20 protein-coding genes are annotated in these 17545 nt (G+C 36.1%); 15 read left to right on the forward strand and 5 right to left on the reverse strand.

Annotated elements, in window-relative coordinates:
* Positions 1–69 precede the first annotated feature (69 nt).
* The 10 genes from UMR38_06740 to UMR38_06785 all read left to right on the forward strand — a co-directional run bounded on the left by UMR38_06740 (position 70) and on the right by UMR38_06785 (position 7379).
* Positions 70–411, forward strand: coding sequence for a DUF2614 family zinc ribbon-containing protein (locus tag UMR38_06740; protein ID MEC9485556.1), 342 nt, complete (start codon positions 70–72; stop codon positions 409–411).
* On the forward strand, positions 383–1582 hold the full coding sequence (locus tag UMR38_06745; protein MEC9485557.1) for an MFS transporter: 1200 nt from the start codon (positions 383–385) through the stop codon (positions 1580–1582). The genes UMR38_06740 and UMR38_06745 overlap by 29 nt, the downstream gene beginning before the upstream one ends.
* 8 nt (positions 1583–1590) lie before the next feature.
* Complete coding sequence (locus tag UMR38_06750; GenBank protein MEC9485558.1) at positions 1591–2415, forward strand: sulfide/dihydroorotate dehydrogenase-like FAD/NAD-binding protein; 825 nt, start codon at positions 1591–1593, stop codon at positions 2413–2415.
* Positions 2405–3793, forward strand: a complete 1389-nt coding sequence (gltA, locus tag UMR38_06755; protein MEC9485559.1) for an NADPH-dependent glutamate synthase — start codon at positions 2405–2407, stop codon at positions 3791–3793. The genes UMR38_06750 and gltA overlap by 11 nt, the downstream gene beginning before the upstream one ends.
* 59 nt (positions 3794–3852) lie before the next feature.
* Positions 3853–4704, forward strand: coding sequence for a DegV family protein (locus UMR38_06760; protein ID MEC9485560.1), 852 nt, complete (start codon positions 3853–3855; stop codon positions 4702–4704).
* A 17-nt stretch (positions 4705–4721) separates the two neighbouring features.
* On the forward strand, positions 4722–5159 hold the full coding sequence (locus UMR38_06765) for a MarR family transcriptional regulator (protein ID MEC9485561.1): 438 nt from the start codon (positions 4722–4724) through the stop codon (positions 5157–5159).
* A 78-nt stretch (positions 5160–5237) separates the two neighbouring features.
* Complete coding sequence (locus tag UMR38_06770; protein MEC9485562.1) at positions 5238–5576, forward strand: PadR family transcriptional regulator; 339 nt, start codon at positions 5238–5240, stop codon at positions 5574–5576.
* Positions 5563–5976 (forward strand): permease prefix domain 1-containing protein, encoded by a 414-nt coding sequence (locus UMR38_06775; GenBank protein ID MEC9485563.1) that lies wholly within the window; start codon positions 5563–5565, stop codon positions 5974–5976. Before UMR38_06770 ends, UMR38_06775 begins: the two co-directional genes overlap by 14 nt.
* Positions 5977–5978: 2 nt before the next feature.
* The gene (locus UMR38_06780; protein MEC9485564.1) at positions 5979–6842 is read left to right on the forward strand and encodes a DegV family protein; all 864 of its coding nucleotides are present in this window, start codon (positions 5979–5981) and stop codon (positions 6840–6842) included.
* An 18-nt stretch (positions 6843–6860) separates the two neighbouring features.
* On the forward strand, positions 6861–7379 hold the full coding sequence (locus UMR38_06785; GenBank protein MEC9485565.1) for a hypothetical protein: 519 nt from the start codon (positions 6861–6863) through the stop codon (positions 7377–7379).
* A gap of 22 nt (positions 7380–7401) precedes the next feature.
* Here the strand turns inward: UMR38_06785 and UMR38_06790 are convergent, their stop codons facing one another.
* Positions 7402–8562, reverse strand: a complete 1161-nt coding sequence (locus UMR38_06790; GenBank protein ID MEC9485566.1) for a hypothetical protein — start codon at positions 8560–8562, stop codon at positions 7402–7404.
* Positions 8555–9100, reverse strand: coding sequence for a sigma-70 family RNA polymerase sigma factor (locus UMR38_06795; protein ID MEC9485567.1), 546 nt, complete (start codon positions 9098–9100; stop codon positions 8555–8557). The genes UMR38_06790 and UMR38_06795 overlap by 8 nt, the downstream gene beginning before the upstream one ends.
* 191 nt (positions 9101–9291) lie before the next feature.
* On the opposite strand from UMR38_06795, the gene UMR38_06800 reads away from it, so the two are divergent.
* Both UMR38_06800 and UMR38_06805 read left to right on the forward strand, forming a co-directional pair.
* Complete coding sequence (locus UMR38_06800) at positions 9292–10467, forward strand: hypothetical protein (protein MEC9485568.1); 1176 nt, start codon at positions 9292–9294, stop codon at positions 10465–10467.
* 89 nt (positions 10468–10556) lie between these two features.
* Entirely contained in the window at positions 10557–11048 is a 492-nt protein-coding gene (locus tag UMR38_06805) for a Gx transporter family protein (GenBank protein MEC9485569.1), read from the forward strand.
* 47 nt (positions 11049–11095) lie between these two features.
* Here UMR38_06805 and UMR38_06810 read toward each other — a convergent pair whose 3' ends face one another.
* The 3 genes from UMR38_06810 to UMR38_06820 all read right to left on the reverse strand — a co-directional run bounded on the left by UMR38_06810 (position 11096) and on the right by UMR38_06820 (position 14056).
* A complete protein-coding gene (locus UMR38_06810; GenBank protein ID MEC9485570.1) occupies positions 11096–12442 on the reverse strand; it encodes an FAD:protein FMN transferase in 1347 nt (448 codons plus the stop codon).
* Between the two features lie 77 nt (positions 12443–12519).
* Complete coding sequence (locus UMR38_06815; protein MEC9485571.1) at positions 12520–13167, reverse strand: hypothetical protein; 648 nt, start codon at positions 13165–13167, stop codon at positions 12520–12522.
* A gap of 76 nt (positions 13168–13243) precedes the next feature.
* Complete coding sequence (locus UMR38_06820) at positions 13244–14056, reverse strand: rhodanese-like domain-containing protein (GenBank protein ID MEC9485572.1); 813 nt, start codon at positions 14054–14056, stop codon at positions 13244–13246.
* Between the two features lie 179 nt (positions 14057–14235).
* On the opposite strand from UMR38_06820, the gene UMR38_06825 reads away from it, so the two are divergent.
* From UMR38_06825 to UMR38_06835, 3 genes are read left to right on the forward strand one after another with little or no spacing between them, the layout of a single operon-like run.
* Positions 14236–14586 (forward strand): NADH-ubiquinone oxidoreductase-F iron-sulfur binding region domain-containing protein, encoded by a 351-nt coding sequence (locus UMR38_06825; GenBank protein MEC9485573.1) that lies wholly within the window; start codon positions 14236–14238, stop codon positions 14584–14586.
* Between the two features lie 11 nt (positions 14587–14597).
* Positions 14598–16307 carry a [Fe-Fe] hydrogenase large subunit C-terminal domain-containing protein gene (locus tag UMR38_06830; GenBank protein MEC9485574.1) on the forward strand — a complete coding sequence of 570 codons (1710 nt, stop codon included), beginning with the start codon at positions 14598–14600 and terminating at the stop codon, positions 16305–16307.
* Between the two features lie 10 nt (positions 16308–16317).
* Positions 16318–17538 carry a 4Fe-4S dicluster domain-containing protein gene (locus UMR38_06835; GenBank protein MEC9485575.1) on the forward strand — a complete coding sequence of 407 codons (1221 nt, stop codon included), beginning with the start codon at positions 16318–16320 and terminating at the stop codon, positions 17536–17538.
* Positions 17539–17545: the final 7 nt, after the last annotated feature.

Genomic DNA, 17545 nt, shown 5'->3' on the forward strand with positions numbered 1-17545 from the left:
CCAGTTATATTTAAAACGCATGGATGGTTTTTTGTATTGAATGTACAATGTAGATAAAGAGGGATACCAATGAAACAAATTAAACGGTATTTAATGATCGGGTATATTGCCATAACTTTATGTGTGATTGCGATAATAGTGAGTTATATTATGCTTTGGCTATATGTTTTACTTATCGCTATTTTCGCATTATTAATCAGTGTATTTGGACTTATTATAGTCCATTCACTCACACCATTTATACTTGATAAACAACTTGATATTGCCGCGTTAAAAGCTGAAGGGCTAACGATAGTTACCTGCCCTAAATGTCATAAACACAATGTCTTAGAAGATCAATACTGTATTTTTTGTCATAGTCAATTAATAGGAGACAAACGTGATGATACAAAAGACACGGATACAACGTAATATACCACTAGATTATGCCCATACCTTTGTGAGAAACTTAAATGTCACACACGGAATATGGGTCATGTATTTGTTATCGCTAAAGTATACCTTATTTGATATCGGCGTATTTGAATCTGTCTTCCATCTATCCAGTATGGCCTTTGAAGTGCCAACGGGTATGGTAGCGGATTTATTCGGCCGTAAGTTATCCCGCATCCTAGGGATAGTGGTTGCGATGGGATATATCGCCATAATGCTTTGGTTTGATTCCTATCCCATGATGATCCTCGCCTTTACCCTCTTAGGATTATCTTATACCTTTGAGTCAGGTAGTGGGGAAGCTTTAGTGTATGACTCGCTAAAAAGACTGGGTAAAGAAGAAACATTTATCCGTTTTAATGGCCGGAAAGAAGCCTTTTATCAACTTGGCACAACTATTTCTCTTTTTGGTGGGGGCTATATCGCAATGATTTCTTTTGATTTAAATTTTCAATTAATGTTCGGTATTTACTTACTTGCAATAATACTGATAACATTGATGACAGATATCCCAGTAAATCATCAACACACAACCGGTGTTACTCAACGATTTAAACACCATTTTATTGATTCAATAAAAACGGTCTTATCCAATAAACGCTTATGTTTATTAATTGTCATGAGTGCACTGATCGCTGCCCCTGTCACAACCATTTTCTTCTTTGCTCAAGATTATTTAATACAATTGGCCTTTACACGCGGAGAAGTCGGTCTTTTTCTTGCAGGACATAGTTTATTTGCGGCACTTGGCGGCATCTTTGCCCACAAAATTGAACGTAAGTGGAAAGAAAAAAAGATCCTCCGGTATGTTCCTTTATTCAGTTTAGTCATGTTTTGGCTCATGGTTATTGAGCCGATTTATGTCATTCCATTTATGGTTATTGGGTTCTTTGACAGTATCTTTTATGTTGTTATGGCGGATTATGTCAATAAACTCACACCAAGTAATAAACGCGCAACAGTACTCAGTTTTGGTGCGCTTACCTTTAGTATCATCATGATTATACTTTTTCCATCAGTCGGATTCTTCGCAGAACGTGTTGGGTATCAATCAACCACATACTTGCTTGCGGGAATCACCACAGTCGTATATCTGTTGTTACTATGGATATTATCGACTGAGCATTTTAAAATACATGGATCAAAGTAGGTGATAAAATGGCAAAAATAGTATACAAAAAAGGATTAAGTGACATGATAGATTTAATGGAGATTCATGCGCCTCATATCGCTAAAAATTATCAACCCGGTCAATTTGTTATTGTCCGGGCAAATGCCTATGCGGAACGGATCCCATTAACGGTTGTAAAAACAACTGAAAAAACGATAACTCTGATCATTCAAAAAATCGGCTTTTCTACACAAGAAATTGGTAAATTACACGTCGGAGATGACATTTTAGATGTCGTTGGTCCATTAGGACAAGCAATTGATGATCATGATGTGTCACGGATCCTCGCAGTTGCGGGTGGTGTTGGCGCAGCGCCCTTATATCCTCAACTCGCGTTTTATAATGCTAAAGGCGTTCATATTGATTGTGTTCTTGGCGCTAAAACAAAAGACGCCTTAATTTTAGAGGCCGAGTTTAATGAGGTATGTGATACCCTTTATATCACGACTGATGATGGCACAAAAGGACACAAAGGGTTTGTCACAGATCAGGTTAAAACCCTATTAGACAATCATTCCTATGACCACGCCATTGCGATAGGTCCGTTGATCATGATGCAACATGTTGTCAATCTAAATAAAGCGTATAACGTATCAACTGACGTCAGTCTTAACCCGATTATGATTGATGGGACTGGTATGTGTGGTAACTGTCGTGTTTCAATTGGAGATAAAACGTATTTTGCGTGTATTGATGGCCCTGACTTTTTAGGTGATGAGGTTAATTTTGATGAATTAATGGCTCGTCAACGCTATTACAAAGATGAAGAACATGTCTGTTTATTAAAGAAGGTGACATCAGATGAAAAATAGGCCAGAAATGCCAACACAAGATCCTAAAGAACGGATTAAAAACTTTGATGAAGTCCCCTTAGGTCTGACCAAAACGCAAGTCATCTTAGAAGCAAATCGCTGTTTACAATGTAAACGACCACTCTGTGTAAAAGCTTGCCCAGTCTCTATTCGGATTCCTGAATTCATTGATTATTTAGCTAAAGAAGCATGGGATGACGCGTATGATATTTTATATGAAGACAATGTATTACCGAGTATATGCGGGCGCGTTTGTCCTCAAGAAAAGCAATGTGAAGGAGCCTGTATCCTTGGTAAAAAATATACCCCAATAGCGATTGGGATGTTAGAACGATATCTTGGTGATTATGGGTTACACCACACCAAAACGCAAGATATCAAAGACAATGGCATCAAAGTAGCTGTCGTCGGGAGTGGCCCTGCAGGGTTAAGTAATGCGTATAGTATGCGTAAAAAAGGCTATGATGTGACGATTTATGAAGCGTTGCACGCCTTCGGGGGTGTCTTACAATATGGGATTCCATCCTTTCGCTTACCTAAGTCAATTGTCAAAGAAGAAATAGATAAACTTAAAGCAATGGGGGTACACTTTGAAAAAAATACAATCATAGGCAAAACGATTACGATTGAACAATTATTTGACGACACAAAGGTAGAAGCCATTTTCATCGGAAGTGGCGCAGGCTTACCTAGACGGTTAAATATACCAGGTGAAAACCATAGTGGTGTTTATTACGCAAATGAGTTTTTAACCCGTGTCAATTTAATGAAATCAAACACATTTCCTAATCACAGTACCCCAATCAAAGTCGGAGACAATGTGGCCGTGATTGGTGGCGGAAATGTGGCGATGGACGCAGCGCGTACAGCGAAGCGGTTAGGCGCTAAAAATGTTTTTATTTTATATCGTCGTGACATGTCAAGTTTACCAGCTAGACAAGAAGAAATTGAACATGCCAAAGAAGAAGGCATTACCTTTAATCTATTATTAAATCCTGTCGAATTTAAAGGCGATAACTACATCGTTAATGAAGTCGTCTGTGAAGTGATGACACTTGGTGAGAAAGATGCCTCTGGCAGACATCGTCCAGTGGGCACGAAATCCTATAAAACACTATCCATTGACAGTGCCATTGTATCTATTGGTCAATCACCGAATCCGATTTTAAGTCGCACGACAAAAAACTTAAAAACAGATCAATGGGGACGGATTGAAACCAACAATTATGAAACATCAATTCCAGGTGTATTTGCTGGGGGAGATGTGGTAAGTGGCGCAGCCACTGTCATTCTTGCGATGGGTGCTGGAAAAGAAGCAAGTTTAGCGATGGATAGCTATATTCAATCAAAAAGTATTGACAAAACGCCGAAAAACTAGTATCCTTTTGATAAAGAAACTTTGATATTCAAAGAAGATTGTAGGAGGCTTGTTAATACATGTCAAAGATTGGGTTATTAGTTTGCGGGAATTCAGGAATTGATTATATTGATCATTCATATGATATTGAAGTCATTCGCAGTATTTTAATGGCGGATGGGAAAGAATATACAGATTATGTTGACATCTCCGCAGATGCATTTTATCAACTATTAGAAGAGAAACCAGAACTGACACCATCGACGGCACAAGCAGCGACAGGTGTCATCTTAGAACAATATGAAAAAATGGTAAAAAAAGGCTATGACGAATTACTTGTTATTACGATAAGCCAAAAACTAAGTGGAACGTATGAAGGATGTCTACTTGCGGGTAAAATGTTAGACGGAACCAAAGTTACCGTGTTTGATTCACAAACGGTTGCCTACCCTGAAGCAAAAATGACATTAGAGGCAGCACGTATGATCGAAGCGGGAAAAACAGTCGAAGAGATCTTACCAAGACTCGAAGAATTACGGGATAATCACCGGATTTTATTTAGTGTTAAGACATTACGTTATTTGGTGAAAAATGGCCGGTTAAGTGGTGCAAGCGGATTTGTTGGTAGTATGTTGAAAATTAAACCGATGTTAGAAGTAACTAAAGACGGTCGTGTTGAAGCATTAGAAAAAATACGGACATTAAAAAAAGCAACACAGCGGCTTGTCGATAAGTTTTTAGAAGAACTTGGTGATCAAGATGTTGAAGTCTTTGTCATTCAAGCACATGCTCAAGACCGCGCGAACAATGTTATTGCGTTGATTCAAGAAGTCAAGCCAGAGATAACACAGATTAGTGTTTATCCATTAACTCCAGTTGTAGGTGCCCATAGTGGTCCTGGTGTGGTTGGTGTTGGTTATATTATTAAATAAATCAAGGGGGAATTTCGATGGATACACCCAAACAAATAATTAATGAGCTACTCGTTGAAGTGTTTAATCAGATTTTAAGTATTGAACAAGAAAACCTTAAACAACGAGGAATCACATTATCTATGAATGAGGTTCATGTGTTAGAGGCAATCGTTAAAACAGAACCACCAACGATGACCAACATTGCGACTCGACTACGGGTTACTACAGGAACGCTAACTACCGCAGTTAATCGTCTTGTTGAAAAAGGGTATGTCGAACGTGAACGCTTAGAAGAAGATAAACGCCGTGTTATGGTTTCCATCACAAAAAAAGCGTATGATGTTTTACGGATACATGATCAATTTCATGATGAAATGATTGATGCGACCATTAAAGATATGAAATTAGATGAAGATGAACTATTACTGCAATCACTGTATAACTTAAAAGAGTACTTTAAACACAAATACTAATCACTAAATACCTTTACTATCTACTCTATGTTTGATACAATAAAGACATCATTTAGAGTAAGTAGAGGTGTTTTTTTTATGATTCAGTCAGACCTCATTCGTGGTCATCTTGATACGATTGTATTAAAACTTATACAAGAAAAAGATCGCTATGGATATGAAATAGCAAGTTGCATTAAAGAACGGACAAACGGTGCTTTTTTACTCAAAGAAGCAACCCTTTATAGCGCCTTAAATCGACTTGAAAAAAAAGATATTATCGAATCATATATCGGTAAAAAAACCCATGGTAAAAAACGACGATATTATAAAATTACGGCCTTAGGTAAAGCGTACTTCAAAGAAAAATACACCGAATGGAATGCGTTTAAAAAGATTTTAGAAACGTTATTGGAGGAAGACCATGAAACAAATTGATAATTTTGTGAAGCACACATTTAAACATGTCCCCATTGAAGAACGTAAAGAGATTATTGAACAAGTGACAGAAATTTTGAATGAAAAAGTAGATGATTTAATGGATAAAGGTTATTCGGAACAAGAGGCAATCGATAAAACTGTCTTAGAGTTTGGGACAGCTGAGGATTACTATGATGCGGGAGATTACAGTTTTAAAAAACCCAAAACCATCGCGCGCTATCGGAATGATTTTCTATTCAGTTTATTTGGTGCGCTCATTATTATCGCGATGCTTGTCTTCACTGATTTATATTATACTCGGCAAACCATTTGGTTTGTATTACCAACATTAGCAGTACTGTGGTGGCCACTCGCAACCTTATATCGATTTTTAAATAGGAAAGATCAGGGGGAATAAAAATGAGTAAAATAGCTGTTATTGCAACGTCTACAAGTTGTTTAGATTATGTTGATATCTCAACAGAAAACCTACGTATTTGGCGGATGAAAATCACGATTGAAGATGATTCGTACAATGATTTCACAGAAATTACAGCCGATGCTTTTTATGACAAATTATTACAAAACAATAATTTAGTACCCTCGTCATCGATGCCATCGCCTGGTGAACTTCATCTATTATTAGATGATTTAAAAAGTAACGGATATGATGAGGTTATTATTATTACCATATCCAGTGAATTGAGCGGAACATTCAATGCAACAAGTTTAGCACTTAACGCCTATGAAGGCGATATAAAGACACATGTAATAGACTCTAAAAACGCAGCCATAAGCGAAGGATTCTTATCCCTTGAAGCATTACGTTTAATTGATGAAGGGAAAACAGCAGAAGAGATAATTAGTTATCTAGAGAAATTGCGGATCAATCGCAAACAGTATTTTATGGTGGATAACCTCCGTTTATTTGTTGCGAATGGGCGTTTAAGTGGCGCAAGTGGATTTATTGGTAGTATGTTTAAGATTAAACCGATTTTAGAAGTTAATGACGACGGGAAAATTGTGCCGTTTAAAAAAATCAGAACGCAGAAACGTGCGCTCAAAGAAATGGTTGAGTTGGTTATTAATGATTTAAGAGATATTGATAATTTTATTGTGACCTATGATACCTCGAATAATAAAGAAGGATTTGCGTATATTAAAGAGCGGATGGAAGAAGCCTTTCCAAATTACCGACATATTGAAGCACCTATCACACCAGTGATTGGTTGCCATACCGGTATTGGAACGGTTGGTATTGCCTATTTTGATTTAGATATTTAAACATAGGGAGACGATGTTATGAAATCAATTCGAAAGATTATATTTGGTCCGATACTTTATCGTTTATTGCTAATTTCATTATTGCTTTTTATTGTTTTTGTACCAGCGTTTTTATTCTTTAAAATATCGTGGCTGTTGGTCTTTATCCCAATAGTCTATGGATTTGTTTTTATCCCTATGTGGAGACAGTATACTAACGAAATACGATTCATGCTTAAAGTGAATCAAACAGCTAAAACTGATCCAGAATATGCACTTAAATTAGTTCATAGTGAAATGAAAGATATTACCATGTTAAACAATGTTGGCAAAACGGAGATGGATATCCATTCACTTAATGCAACAGACGAAGCCAGAGCATTACGGAAAAGCAATTATGGTGCTGATGCACAATATGCGCTTTATGGACTATATGAACGGATCTTTATTCAGTTGAAACAGGCAGTTAAAAAGATGAACAAACAAAATAATGTTGTCAAAGATTTATTAGAAGAATTTGATCAAAGCAGCATTGAAGAATATGAAAAAAACAATTAGCGATTATGCTAATTGTTTTTACTTAGACTGTTAATTGAGTTGGTTCAGTTACCTTATCATACGATTGATCCTGCCGATTACTAGGGTTATCATCAGGTTCATGCCCAGGTGAATCATCATTATCACTTTGTTCAGATGATGTGTCATCGTCTGTCTCATTATCTGAATCCTTTTCTCTTTCTTTATCAAAGTCTGGTTTCCCAACTTCTACATCGCGTTCGATCCCCTCTTCACTAATATGATATTGATAGACAGCGTTACCGTTTATGTCAGTTGTTTCGGTAATTCGTGCTTCGCCTTCTTTATGACCAACTTCATACTCTAACTTGTATTGCCAAATGCCATCCTCAAGTTCTTTTTTTAATTCATAAGTATCATCATTGTCAGTCATTTTAACTGTCCATTCATCACTTTCTTTTTCGACAGTAATGTCTTTTTCAGAGACCACATTGTTTATGTTGGTTTCGATTACAAATGATTTTTCACTTTCATTGTTGTCAACTTCCGTTTCATATTCAATTGAGATGGTGTCAGTACCATTTGTCGCATCAAACTCAAACTTAGTTTCTGTATTGCTTTCTTCAATGCTTCCTGTCACGTCAAGCGTGATCCCATCAAGGGTCATAATACCAGTAAATGCACCGTCTTCACCTGCGTTTAAACGTAACGTATAAGTGAGGTTTTCTTGTTCAAAGATAATCTCATATTGATATTCACTATCAGACAATACATTGAAGGTTGTTGCGTCTTCAAACGGGGCATCATCTAAATATACACGTAACATATCAAAGTACTGGTTAAATTCGTGCATATTATCTTCTAAGGCAGTCGTTGTTGTATTGGCTAAGAAGAGAATGTCTGTGTTAGAAACCGTCATATCCATAGCCACTAAATGACTTGAGATATAAGAGAGTTCGGCTAGTTGATCAGAAGTTGTTGTAGAGATTTGGTAGTCCTCTGTATCAATCGGTGGAGAGTCCGTACCAGGATTGAATAAGATAATCAGTGCAATCACAATGGCTGATGCGACTAAGGCGAGACGTTTCGGTTGGAATAAAGCATGGAAGATATGTTTGTATAAAGGAATACGTTCTTTATCAATCTCATCCATAACAAATGCCATTGTTCGTTGTTTACTTGCTTTTATTTCTTCTGGATCAATTGGTCGGTTAAATTTAGCCATTTGCTTGCACCTCCTTTTTGATTTTTTCGATACTTGTTTTAATTGCTTTATAAATGGTTTTGTCTGGGATATCTAAGGTTTGACTTATTTCTTTAACAGAAAGCCCACTTAGAAAATGTAGTAACATAATTTTCTGATGTTTGGGTTTTAATATTGTTTTAATGATGTCTAAGATACGATCGAGTTGATCTTCTTTAATCACATCATCGATAATATCTTCATCGGCTGTTAATAAAGATAAGTCGACTTCGATATACTCATCAATATGCTTTACAGCTTTTCGATTAAAATAATTATATGTGTGATACATCGCAATCCGGTACATCCATGTTCTAAAGGATGCCTTATCAGCATCAAAATCACTTAATGCCTGATAAATTTTCATGAAGATTTCTTGTAATAAATCTTCAGTTGTCTCGACGTTCCCAGTCATATTATATACATACTTAAATAGCTCATTATGATAACGATCCATAATCAGCGCAAAGGCATCTTTGTTGTTCGAGAGAACCTCGTGTATTATCTCTTGATCTGTCACTGTATCACCTCGAAATTATTATAACACAAAAATGCTGCTTTTGCGTTTGTCATTTATATATACAATGTAAAGCGTTGTTTTTCTCCTTTTTAAGAGAAATAATTTTTTTTTAAGAAATTTTCATAAAAAGGAGAATTTTGTATCACAGTACTGTATATATGGGTGACAAACAAAAAAAAGGAGTGAGCGTTATGAAAAAATTAGTTGTATTATTTTTAACTGTATTAGGTATTGTTACCTTAAGTGGGTGTTCAAATTTAGACACCAACACATTACAAACAAGTGCGATGTCAGGAACTGAGTCCTTTGCGGTATTATCATATGTATCAGGAAGTTTACTAGATACGAGTGCATCAGATACGACCGTAACGAATCAATATGCTTTTTTAAATAATCATCAAGGCCCAGAGATTGGTGATGAAATTGATGATATCAACGTGTATATTGATCGATTAAAAGTGTTTATTGAACAAGGATCAGAAGGGTTTGGCAGTGCGACCTTAGATGTAAGTGACCGACCTGAATATGCCTTTTTAATGACATTCACCATTGAAGAAGAAGTTTATAATCTATATTATAATGTATCTGATCTTGGTGAGATTTCAGGTATCTTAGTTATTGGCGAAATCGAGTATACGATCGAAGTGTTAGATCATCGTTATGGTATGAGTGATGAGTTTATTCCTGAAATTGCTCGTGAAAACCGAGAAAATGCAGACGATGACACCAACACAGAAGATGAAGTAACTTCTCAGGATGCAGGCAACACAGAAGATGACGCAAATCAAGATACCAATACTGAAGAAGGTGACATTGTTACAGAAAACGACGATGAAACCGAAGCAGAAGATCCTAAAAATGATGACGATGTCGAGGAAAATGAAACAAAAATGACAATTTTAGCTTCTCATGGGGCAAATACCATTAAAGTTCACTATAAACAAGAAACAGAAGAAGATGAAGAAAAAACTGTCATAGATATCGAAAAGCAAATCGATGGTGTGTTGTCAGAAAGTCGTTTAGTTATAAAACAAGAAGAAAATGAATATAAAGTAACCATTGAAGAAGAGGGGAACACGTATCAATTTAAAGCTGAAGAAGAAGATGGCGAAACGGTCTATAAATTAGATTACCGTGTTGATGGTGTATCGGGTCATGTCAAAATCAAAGCAACGATAGATGAAAATGGTGAATTAGTATATGATTACATAATCACTGAAGGTGGACACCAATACCGTGAAGAACGTGGACGCCCAGAATCCGCAGGCCGACCAGATGAAGACACTGAAGAAGAGACACAAGAAGATCCTGTAGAAGATGAAACACAACAAGAAGACAATACAACAACAGACGGACAATCAGCCTAAGAAGATATCAAACGCGAACATGAACGTTCGCGTTTTTTTCTGTATTGATTTAAACTAAAAACAGTGGTACAATATGTTCGGTGATTTTGATGAAGACAAAACGATTAACAATGCTCGCAATATTGTTGTCGATTAGTATTGTCTTAGCAATTGTAGAAGCGTTCTTGCCTGTGATTCCTGTACCGGGGGTTAAACTTGGCTTAGCGAATGTCGTGACATTAATTGTTATGTACTATTTTGGAGAGAAAGATGCCTTTACATTGTTATTAATGCGAATCGTATTAGTGGCGTTATTGCGTGGTAATATATTTAGTGTTACATTTTTCTTAAGTTTATCTGGGGGTCTTATGGCCTATCTCATGATGTTTTTAACGAAGAAAGCACGTATTTTTAGTATTATAGGTGTCAGTATCATGGGGGCATTTGGACATAGTCTTGGACAAATTATGATGGCTATTTATATCTTAGACACTTTAGAACTCGTCTTTTATTTCCCATACATATTATTATTAAGTGTTATTACAGGAGTCATTACAGGATTCTTAGCTTACCGGTCTTATAACATTATGCAGACAATATAAAAGAGATTTGATGTTTGACAATCAAATCTCTTTTTTTTAATGGTTAATTATTGGTTGAATAACTCTATTAAATACATCTCTTCAAAGTTCTCACTAAAGTGAATCGTGCCATCATTGCCATACCAAATGGCTTCTAAGTTGTCGATATTATTCACGAAAGTTTGTCCTTCACTAATAGGCATGGTGAAGATTGCTGTTGAATATAAATCAGCTAATCCAGGATCACTCGTCACAATACTTACTGAGCGACTATAACTTTCGGGCATTAAGGTATTTGGATTAATAATATGATGATATCTTTCGCCATCTACCATATAGTATTTTTGATAATCACCACTCGTCACAAGTTGGTCACCATCTGATAAATAAATTGTAGCGTAGTATGGATATGCTCCTGAAAACGTTGGATCGGTAATGGCTAGAATAAACTTACCATTATCACGTGATGGATGTTCACCGCCAATTGAGATATTTGATTCCCCATTATTAAGTAAGTACCCATATAAGTCAAGCGCATCTAGATAATCAGTTAAGACACCAGAGATAATGCCTTTACTCACACCACCTAAATCAAGCGACATACTTGGTCCCATTTGAATGGTTAAGTTTGTCTCATTTAAGATGATATCTTCTGGGTTAGTATAATTATCTGCGGCTTCGAGCTCACTCATTGGGGGGACTAAACAATCATTATCAATTTGACAATCATCACGATAATTGTGCCAGACATTTAAGACGGGTCCTAGTGCAATATTGAATAAGTTATCCACATCATCTTGATGATCTAATGTAAACTGAATCATATTAAATAGCTTTTCATCAATTGTGTGCACCGCAGTTGGATTGTTGTTAATTGTTTTGACGTTGGTGTAGCCATCATAGACATGGTATTTATCACTTAGTTTATGATAATCTTTCAAGATATTTTCAACGTTATCAAAAATGTATGATGCTTGATCATGATAGGTATCGTCTTCATAGTAAAACTGTAAGGTAATATACGTATCAAGGTACTCTGTAAACTGAATACCACAACGTGTTAAGTTGGTTACAACAACTTCTTTATCACTATTTTCATATAGGTATTTTTGGCATCCGTAATCGCGGTAATACACATAGCGCGTTAACGTTTTGGTAATGCCCTCATAATTGAGTGTATAGGTAACTTCATAGTCACCTGCGGCTGTTTGATCGACAGTATTATCAATGGTGACATACTGACTGATATCTTTGCCTTCACTTTTAGCGATAAATCCTTGTTCACTATAAGGCACACTTACACTTAAATTGTTATATGTTTCACCAATCAAATCAAATGTCACATCATTTTCTTGACACCCAGTTAAGACTAGTGAGAGTGTTATTACACTAATCAAAAGTATTATTTTTTTCATGATTATCATTCCTTTAACAGTAGTATAGCAAATTAATTGTCATCAGTCCAAAAAAAAGAGCAAAATCTTTGCCCTTTTTATTGACCGTAGTTTTCGTTGTGATATTCCATCAATGATTTGACAATACGAATCATATTGTTTGTCGATACACTGCTTCCTGCAAAACTATCAATTAAGTTTTGATTCTCAATTGTTGTATCATTTGAAATACCATAATAGTCGTCATTAGTAAAGACCTTAATTCCGTTTAAATCTTCTTGTGATTTTCCAACTAACCAAGGGATAAAATCATTTTCAAAATCTTCTAATGTTTTTCCAGACGGTGTCGGGCTTGAGTCTCCCCACATTCCTGCTGTATAGGGATGATCGGAACTTTCATCATCATACCCAAACGAGATTTTTCTGATATCATTAGTAAATTTATTAATTTCAATAAACATGACTTGCCAATAGTTATAATCAGCTGGACGACATGTACAAGATAAGTAAGTGATTTGATATTTTACATAATCTCTAACTTCATATTCATAAAGTAAATACCCATACTTATCCGATTCTTCTCCATGTCCATTAATGTGTGTAAATGGGATCATGAAGTTAGTTTCTGCTTGAGTACCGTCTCCTGCACCATCAGTATAACATTCTGGTCCAACACAGACATCTTCACAAGCTGTTAGCGTAAGGACAGTAAGTAGCAATGTGAACATTATTACAAGTTTTTTCATAACTCCTCCTCGTATTTCACTTCGCAATTCAATACATATTATAAAAGAAACATATATCAAAAGCAATAGGTTTTCCTTAATTATTTAATTCGTAGGCTAACAATTCTAATATTGCTGTTTGGGTCGATGAGTCTAGCAAAATAAATACATCATACATTGGTCCTGTTTGCTGAATAAGCGCTTCTTGCAACTCATATAATGTGACAACAGAACTTAATATTTCTTCTTCAAAAGCTATTAATCTGTAGTGATAATCAAAGGCATTATTATCTTCGTTTGAACGTAGACTAAAGTCGTTCGCATCTGTGATATCAAAGCGAATATCTGTAATTTTTTTATCCATATCTACATGACCATACATGTAATAATGATAACTACTGTCCTTGATGATGTCTTGGTAAAATGTATTACCAAGTGTGTACTGTCCATCACCAAGCATTTTATAAACACCATCATACTCATAAAATCCGCCTAGTACAAAGACACGCGTATATCCTAGGTGTTGGAGCACATCTTTCATATAGCCACTGCGGATACACCCATCATCAAACATGAAAATCGCTTTATTTTTATCAAATAAGCGTCGGATTTCAGTCTCATCGATGATGTGATCTGGTTGAAATTCAAATGTGTTATCACGTTTTACAACACGGTTATCAAGATAATCAAAAAACGGTATTTGTGTGAAAGATTCAATATAACCACTTTGAAATTTTGCATCAAAATTTCGTAAATCAACATACTGGACATCTGTCCGGTACATATACTGATCTAAGTTTGCCATTGTAATTTCTGATGCGGGTGTAATATCTTCAATCTCATCATTTTGGTTATCACACGAACTAATTAGCATAATTATAAAAACTATATAAACGACTTTTATAGGCATAACCCTACCTCCTTTAAACACGACTATTAGTAGTATAACACTTTTTTTAAAAGATTTGAACCAGACATTTTTAGATGGCATAAAATGCGACATTAATTGTTTATTTTTCAACCTACTTTTGTTATAATTATATAGGTATGTATTATAGATATTAATTACTTAAGAGAGGTGACCGATTAATGAAAGAGTCTCAAGTTGTCAATGAGTTGTTCGAGAAATGGATAGAAGATGCCAAAACGAAATTAAATGAGGACAACTTCTTTTTAAAGATTAACGAGTATTTAGAGAGTACACATCCCGAGATTTGTGGGAAGTGTGCACCGTGCCGTGATGGCGTACCTCGTTTAGAAGCATTACTCAAAGAATACAAAGAAGGTAATGCCACTTTAAAGACATTAAAAGAAATTGAGGATATCGTGAATAATTTACGATCAAGCCGATGCAGCGTCGGGTTAGATATAGGTAAAAACATGGAGGTTGTACTCGAAAACAACTACCACTTACTGTATAACCCTGTCAAAAAATATTAAGGAGGTTCTCTATGGCTAAGATTACAATAAATGGTAACACCATCAAAGTTAAAAAAGGAACATCAATCCTTAATGCTGCAAAAAGCATAGGTATTGATATCCCAACCCTATGTTATATTGCAGAAATGAATGAGATAGGATTTTGCCGTATTTGTGTGGTAGAAGTAGAAGGTGAACAAGATTTGGTCTCTGCTTGTAACACAGAAATTACGAACAAGATGGTTGTTTATACTAATTCAGACAAAGTGAAAGAAGCACGTAGAGCATCGCTTCGATTACTTGCACAAAAACACCGTTTCGATTGTTGGAACTGCCCAAAAGACGGCATGTGTGAATTTTACGACATTTTAAAAGAACACGATATCGTGTTTGAAGAATTTGGTCCAGGGAAAGGCCGCTATCAAGAATTTATTGATGGTAGTGCAATCAATCAAGACCAAACAAAATGTATTTTATGTAAACGATGTGTCGCTGTGTGTAACGATGTTGTTGCAGCGCGCGTATTAAAATTCAGAGATGATGATGGACTTAATCCAATCGTCTCACCAACTCCAGAATTATCATTTGATGAGTCAGGATGTATTGGCTGTGGGCAATGTGTGAAAGCTTGTCCAACCGGAACATTATTTGTCAAGGACCACGCGACCGATGTTGAAGAGATGTTATTAGATGCTGTTCCAGTCGTGGCGCAAATGAGTGAAGAAGCAGCGATGATTATTGCTGAAGAATTACAACAGTTTAGTGAAGATGTTAATGTAAGAGAAGCCTACAACACGGTTAAACAAATGGGATTCAGTGATGTCTTAGATGTCAATACTGCCAAAGATATGGTTGTACTAGAAGACGTTAATACTTTAAAAAATCGTCTAAAAAACAAACAGGATATATCACTTATTTCATCCCACTGTCCAGCTGCTGTTCGGTTCACCGAACTATATCATGATGACCATTTAAATGCGTTATCAACAACAAAAACAGCGCATATGGCACAAGCTAAACTCATCAAAGATGTATTAGACCATAAAGCTAAAGTGGTTTCTATCTTACCGTGTACTGCGGCTAAAATGGAAATGACACGTGAAGAGTTAGAAGGACATGTTGATGCCGTCTTAACAGTTAACGAAGTAATGAAAATGATTAAGCATCGTTATCTAGATAAAGAACGTCATGAAGTTGATATCGATACCGGGACATTGCAAAGTGTCTTATCAGTCGCGAGTCAATATCAAGGATCTATCTTACAACTTGAGAATGTTTTACACAAACTGTCATTAGATATTGATAATAAGCCGCTTCAGCCAATTGACTACAAGGTAATCGCCGGTGATGAATCAAAAGCATCAAAAGGTGTTATTAAAGAAGCAAAAGTTAAAATTGGTGACCACAAATTAAACGTCGCAGTTGTACGTGGTGGCGCACAAATTAAAGCTTTTTATAAGATGTTAGATGACACAAATAAAACCTATGATTATGTGGATATGATGGCGTGTCCAGAAGGATGCACAAATGGTGGTGGAACCCCATTTGAACACGACATTACAACGCATGAAGTGATTAAAAAGCGGATTGAAATGTTGTGCCAACATACCGATATGGCCCAGTATGATCCAAGCGTTTCTACGAGCGTACTTTATGAGAAACATTTAGATCATCCAAGTAGTGATGACGTGATGACACTTCTTCACACATCATTCAGTCCAAAAGAATCAACTAAGGAATAGTGGTGAGAGCATGATAACTGAAAACAAAACATATCTTGATCCCAACAATGTGTATTTGCCAATCACCGATGAAGATGCGAAAATCGCATCACTTCAGGTAGAAGAAGGCGACACCGTTAAGGTTGGGCAAATCATTGCCAATAAATATCGTGGTAAAAAAGCAATCCCTGTTATTTCAACCGTTAGTGGAGAAGTAAAAGGTGTTGAACAACGGGTTAACCGCTATGGTTTATTTGTTGATCACGTTATTATTGAGAATGATGGGAAAAATACATTAGAATCATTTGATACGTATGATGATGAGGTTCCAACTCAGGTCATTCGAAATCAATTATTACGTTTAGGAATTCATCAAGTTACTGTCGATGGATTATATACAAACATTTCATTTGAACAACCAATTAATCATTTAATGATCGATGCGGTATATACCAACGAGCCATTCATTAGTTTAGATTATGATTCGCTTGTTGAAGAAGCAGATGAAATTACCGAAGGGATTGTATTGCTTGCTAAAGCATGCAAAGCAAAGACCGTGACGGTACTTGTTGATAAGTATATGAATCAAGAAGCACTAGATGAATTAGGTAAATCAATCAGTGACACCATCATTGAACTTGACGTTGTTAACTCAAAAAAAATGAATGGTGCTGATTATAAAGTAGCACGTAAATTACTTGGACGTAGACCATCCATTAATTTACTTGATGATGGCATCATGTTTACCAGTGTCTTCACCGCAAAAAGTGTCTATCAAGCAATCCATCAAGGATTACCTCTGACAACACGTAAAGTAGCGATCACAGGAGATGCCTTCATTACCAATGCCTTATATAATGTGCGCATTGGAACATTGTTTACAGATTTAGTAGAAGATTTAGGTGGATACAACGATACAGAAGCGCTAAGTTGTCACATAGGAAACTTCTTAAGTGGTAATCAGGCAGAAAGCGATGCCTTCAGTATTGACGCAACAATCAATTCGATTGATGTGAGTCGTTACCGTAAGGTTGAAGAAGATGTCTGTATTAAATGTGGTGACTGTAATGATGTCTGTCCAGTCGACATCCTTCCGCAAAACATCATGGATGCTGAAATTAGAAGCGTTGGTGAACGGATTGTGGAACTACATACAGATGACTGTATTGAATGTGGGTTATGTACCTTCGTTTGTCCATCAAAAATCAATGTCTTAGAATGGGTACGTCGTGCTAAACGACGTGTTGGATAGGAGGTTC

It is taken from the genome of Candidatus Izemoplasma sp. (assembly GCA_036172455.1).
Taxonomy (GTDB): Bacteria; Bacillota_I; Bacilli_A; order Izemoplasmatales; family Izemoplasmataceae; genus JAIPGF01.

What these genes read in the sequence shown, in the direction of transcription:
- UMR38_06780 (MEC9485564.1), top strand. Translation starts at nt 5,979, where the DNA reads ATGAGTAAAATAGCTGTTATTGCAACGTCTACAAGTTGTTTAGATTAT.
- UMR38_06750 (MEC9485558.1), top strand. Translation starts at nt 1,591, where the DNA reads ATGGCAAAAATAGTATACAAAAAAGGATTAAGTGACATGATAGATTTA.
- gltA (MEC9485559.1), top strand. Translation starts at nt 2,405, where the DNA reads ATGAAAAATAGGCCAGAAATGCCAACACAAGATCCTAAAGAACGGATT.
- UMR38_06775 (MEC9485563.1), top strand. Translation starts at nt 5,563, where the DNA reads ATGAAACAAATTGATAATTTTGTGAAGCACACATTTAAACATGTCCCC.
- UMR38_06830 (MEC9485574.1), top strand. Translation starts at nt 14,598, where the DNA reads ATGGCTAAGATTACAATAAATGGTAACACCATCAAAGTTAAAAAAGGA.
- UMR38_06770 (MEC9485562.1), top strand. Translation starts at nt 5,238, where the DNA reads ATGATTCAGTCAGACCTCATTCGTGGTCATCTTGATACGATTGTATTA.
- UMR38_06820 (MEC9485572.1), bottom strand. Translation starts at nt 14,056, where the DNA reads ATGCCTATAAAAGTCGTTTATATAGTTTTTATAATTATGCTAATTAGT.
- UMR38_06810 (MEC9485570.1), bottom strand. Translation starts at nt 12,442, where the DNA reads ATGAAAAAAATAATACTTTTGATTAGTGTAATAACACTCTCACTAGTC.
- UMR38_06765 (MEC9485561.1), top strand. Translation starts at nt 4,722, where the DNA reads ATGGATACACCCAAACAAATAATTAATGAGCTACTCGTTGAAGTGTTT.
- UMR38_06800 (MEC9485568.1), top strand. Translation starts at nt 9,292, where the DNA reads ATGAAAAAATTAGTTGTATTATTTTTAACTGTATTAGGTATTGTTACC.
- UMR38_06785 (MEC9485565.1), top strand. Translation starts at nt 6,861, where the DNA reads ATGAAATCAATTCGAAAGATTATATTTGGTCCGATACTTTATCGTTTA.
- UMR38_06790 (MEC9485566.1), bottom strand. Translation starts at nt 8,562, where the DNA reads ATGGCTAAATTTAACCGACCAATTGATCCAGAAGAAATAAAAGCAAGT.
- UMR38_06760 (MEC9485560.1), top strand. Translation starts at nt 3,853, where the DNA reads ATGTCAAAGATTGGGTTATTAGTTTGCGGGAATTCAGGAATTGATTAT.
- UMR38_06805 (MEC9485569.1), top strand. Translation starts at nt 10,557, where the DNA reads ATGAAGACAAAACGATTAACAATGCTCGCAATATTGTTGTCGATTAGT.
- UMR38_06815 (MEC9485571.1), bottom strand. Translation starts at nt 13,167, where the DNA reads ATGAAAAAACTTGTAATAATGTTCACATTGCTACTTACTGTCCTTACG.
- UMR38_06740 (MEC9485556.1), top strand. Translation starts at nt 70, where the DNA reads ATGAAACAAATTAAACGGTATTTAATGATCGGGTATATTGCCATAACT.
- UMR38_06835 (MEC9485575.1), top strand. Translation starts at nt 16,318, where the DNA reads ATGATAACTGAAAACAAAACATATCTTGATCCCAACAATGTGTATTTG.
- UMR38_06825 (MEC9485573.1), top strand. Translation starts at nt 14,236, where the DNA reads ATGAAAGAGTCTCAAGTTGTCAATGAGTTGTTCGAGAAATGGATAGAA.
- UMR38_06745 (MEC9485557.1), top strand. Translation starts at nt 383, where the DNA reads ATGATACAAAAGACACGGATACAACGTAATATACCACTAGATTATGCC.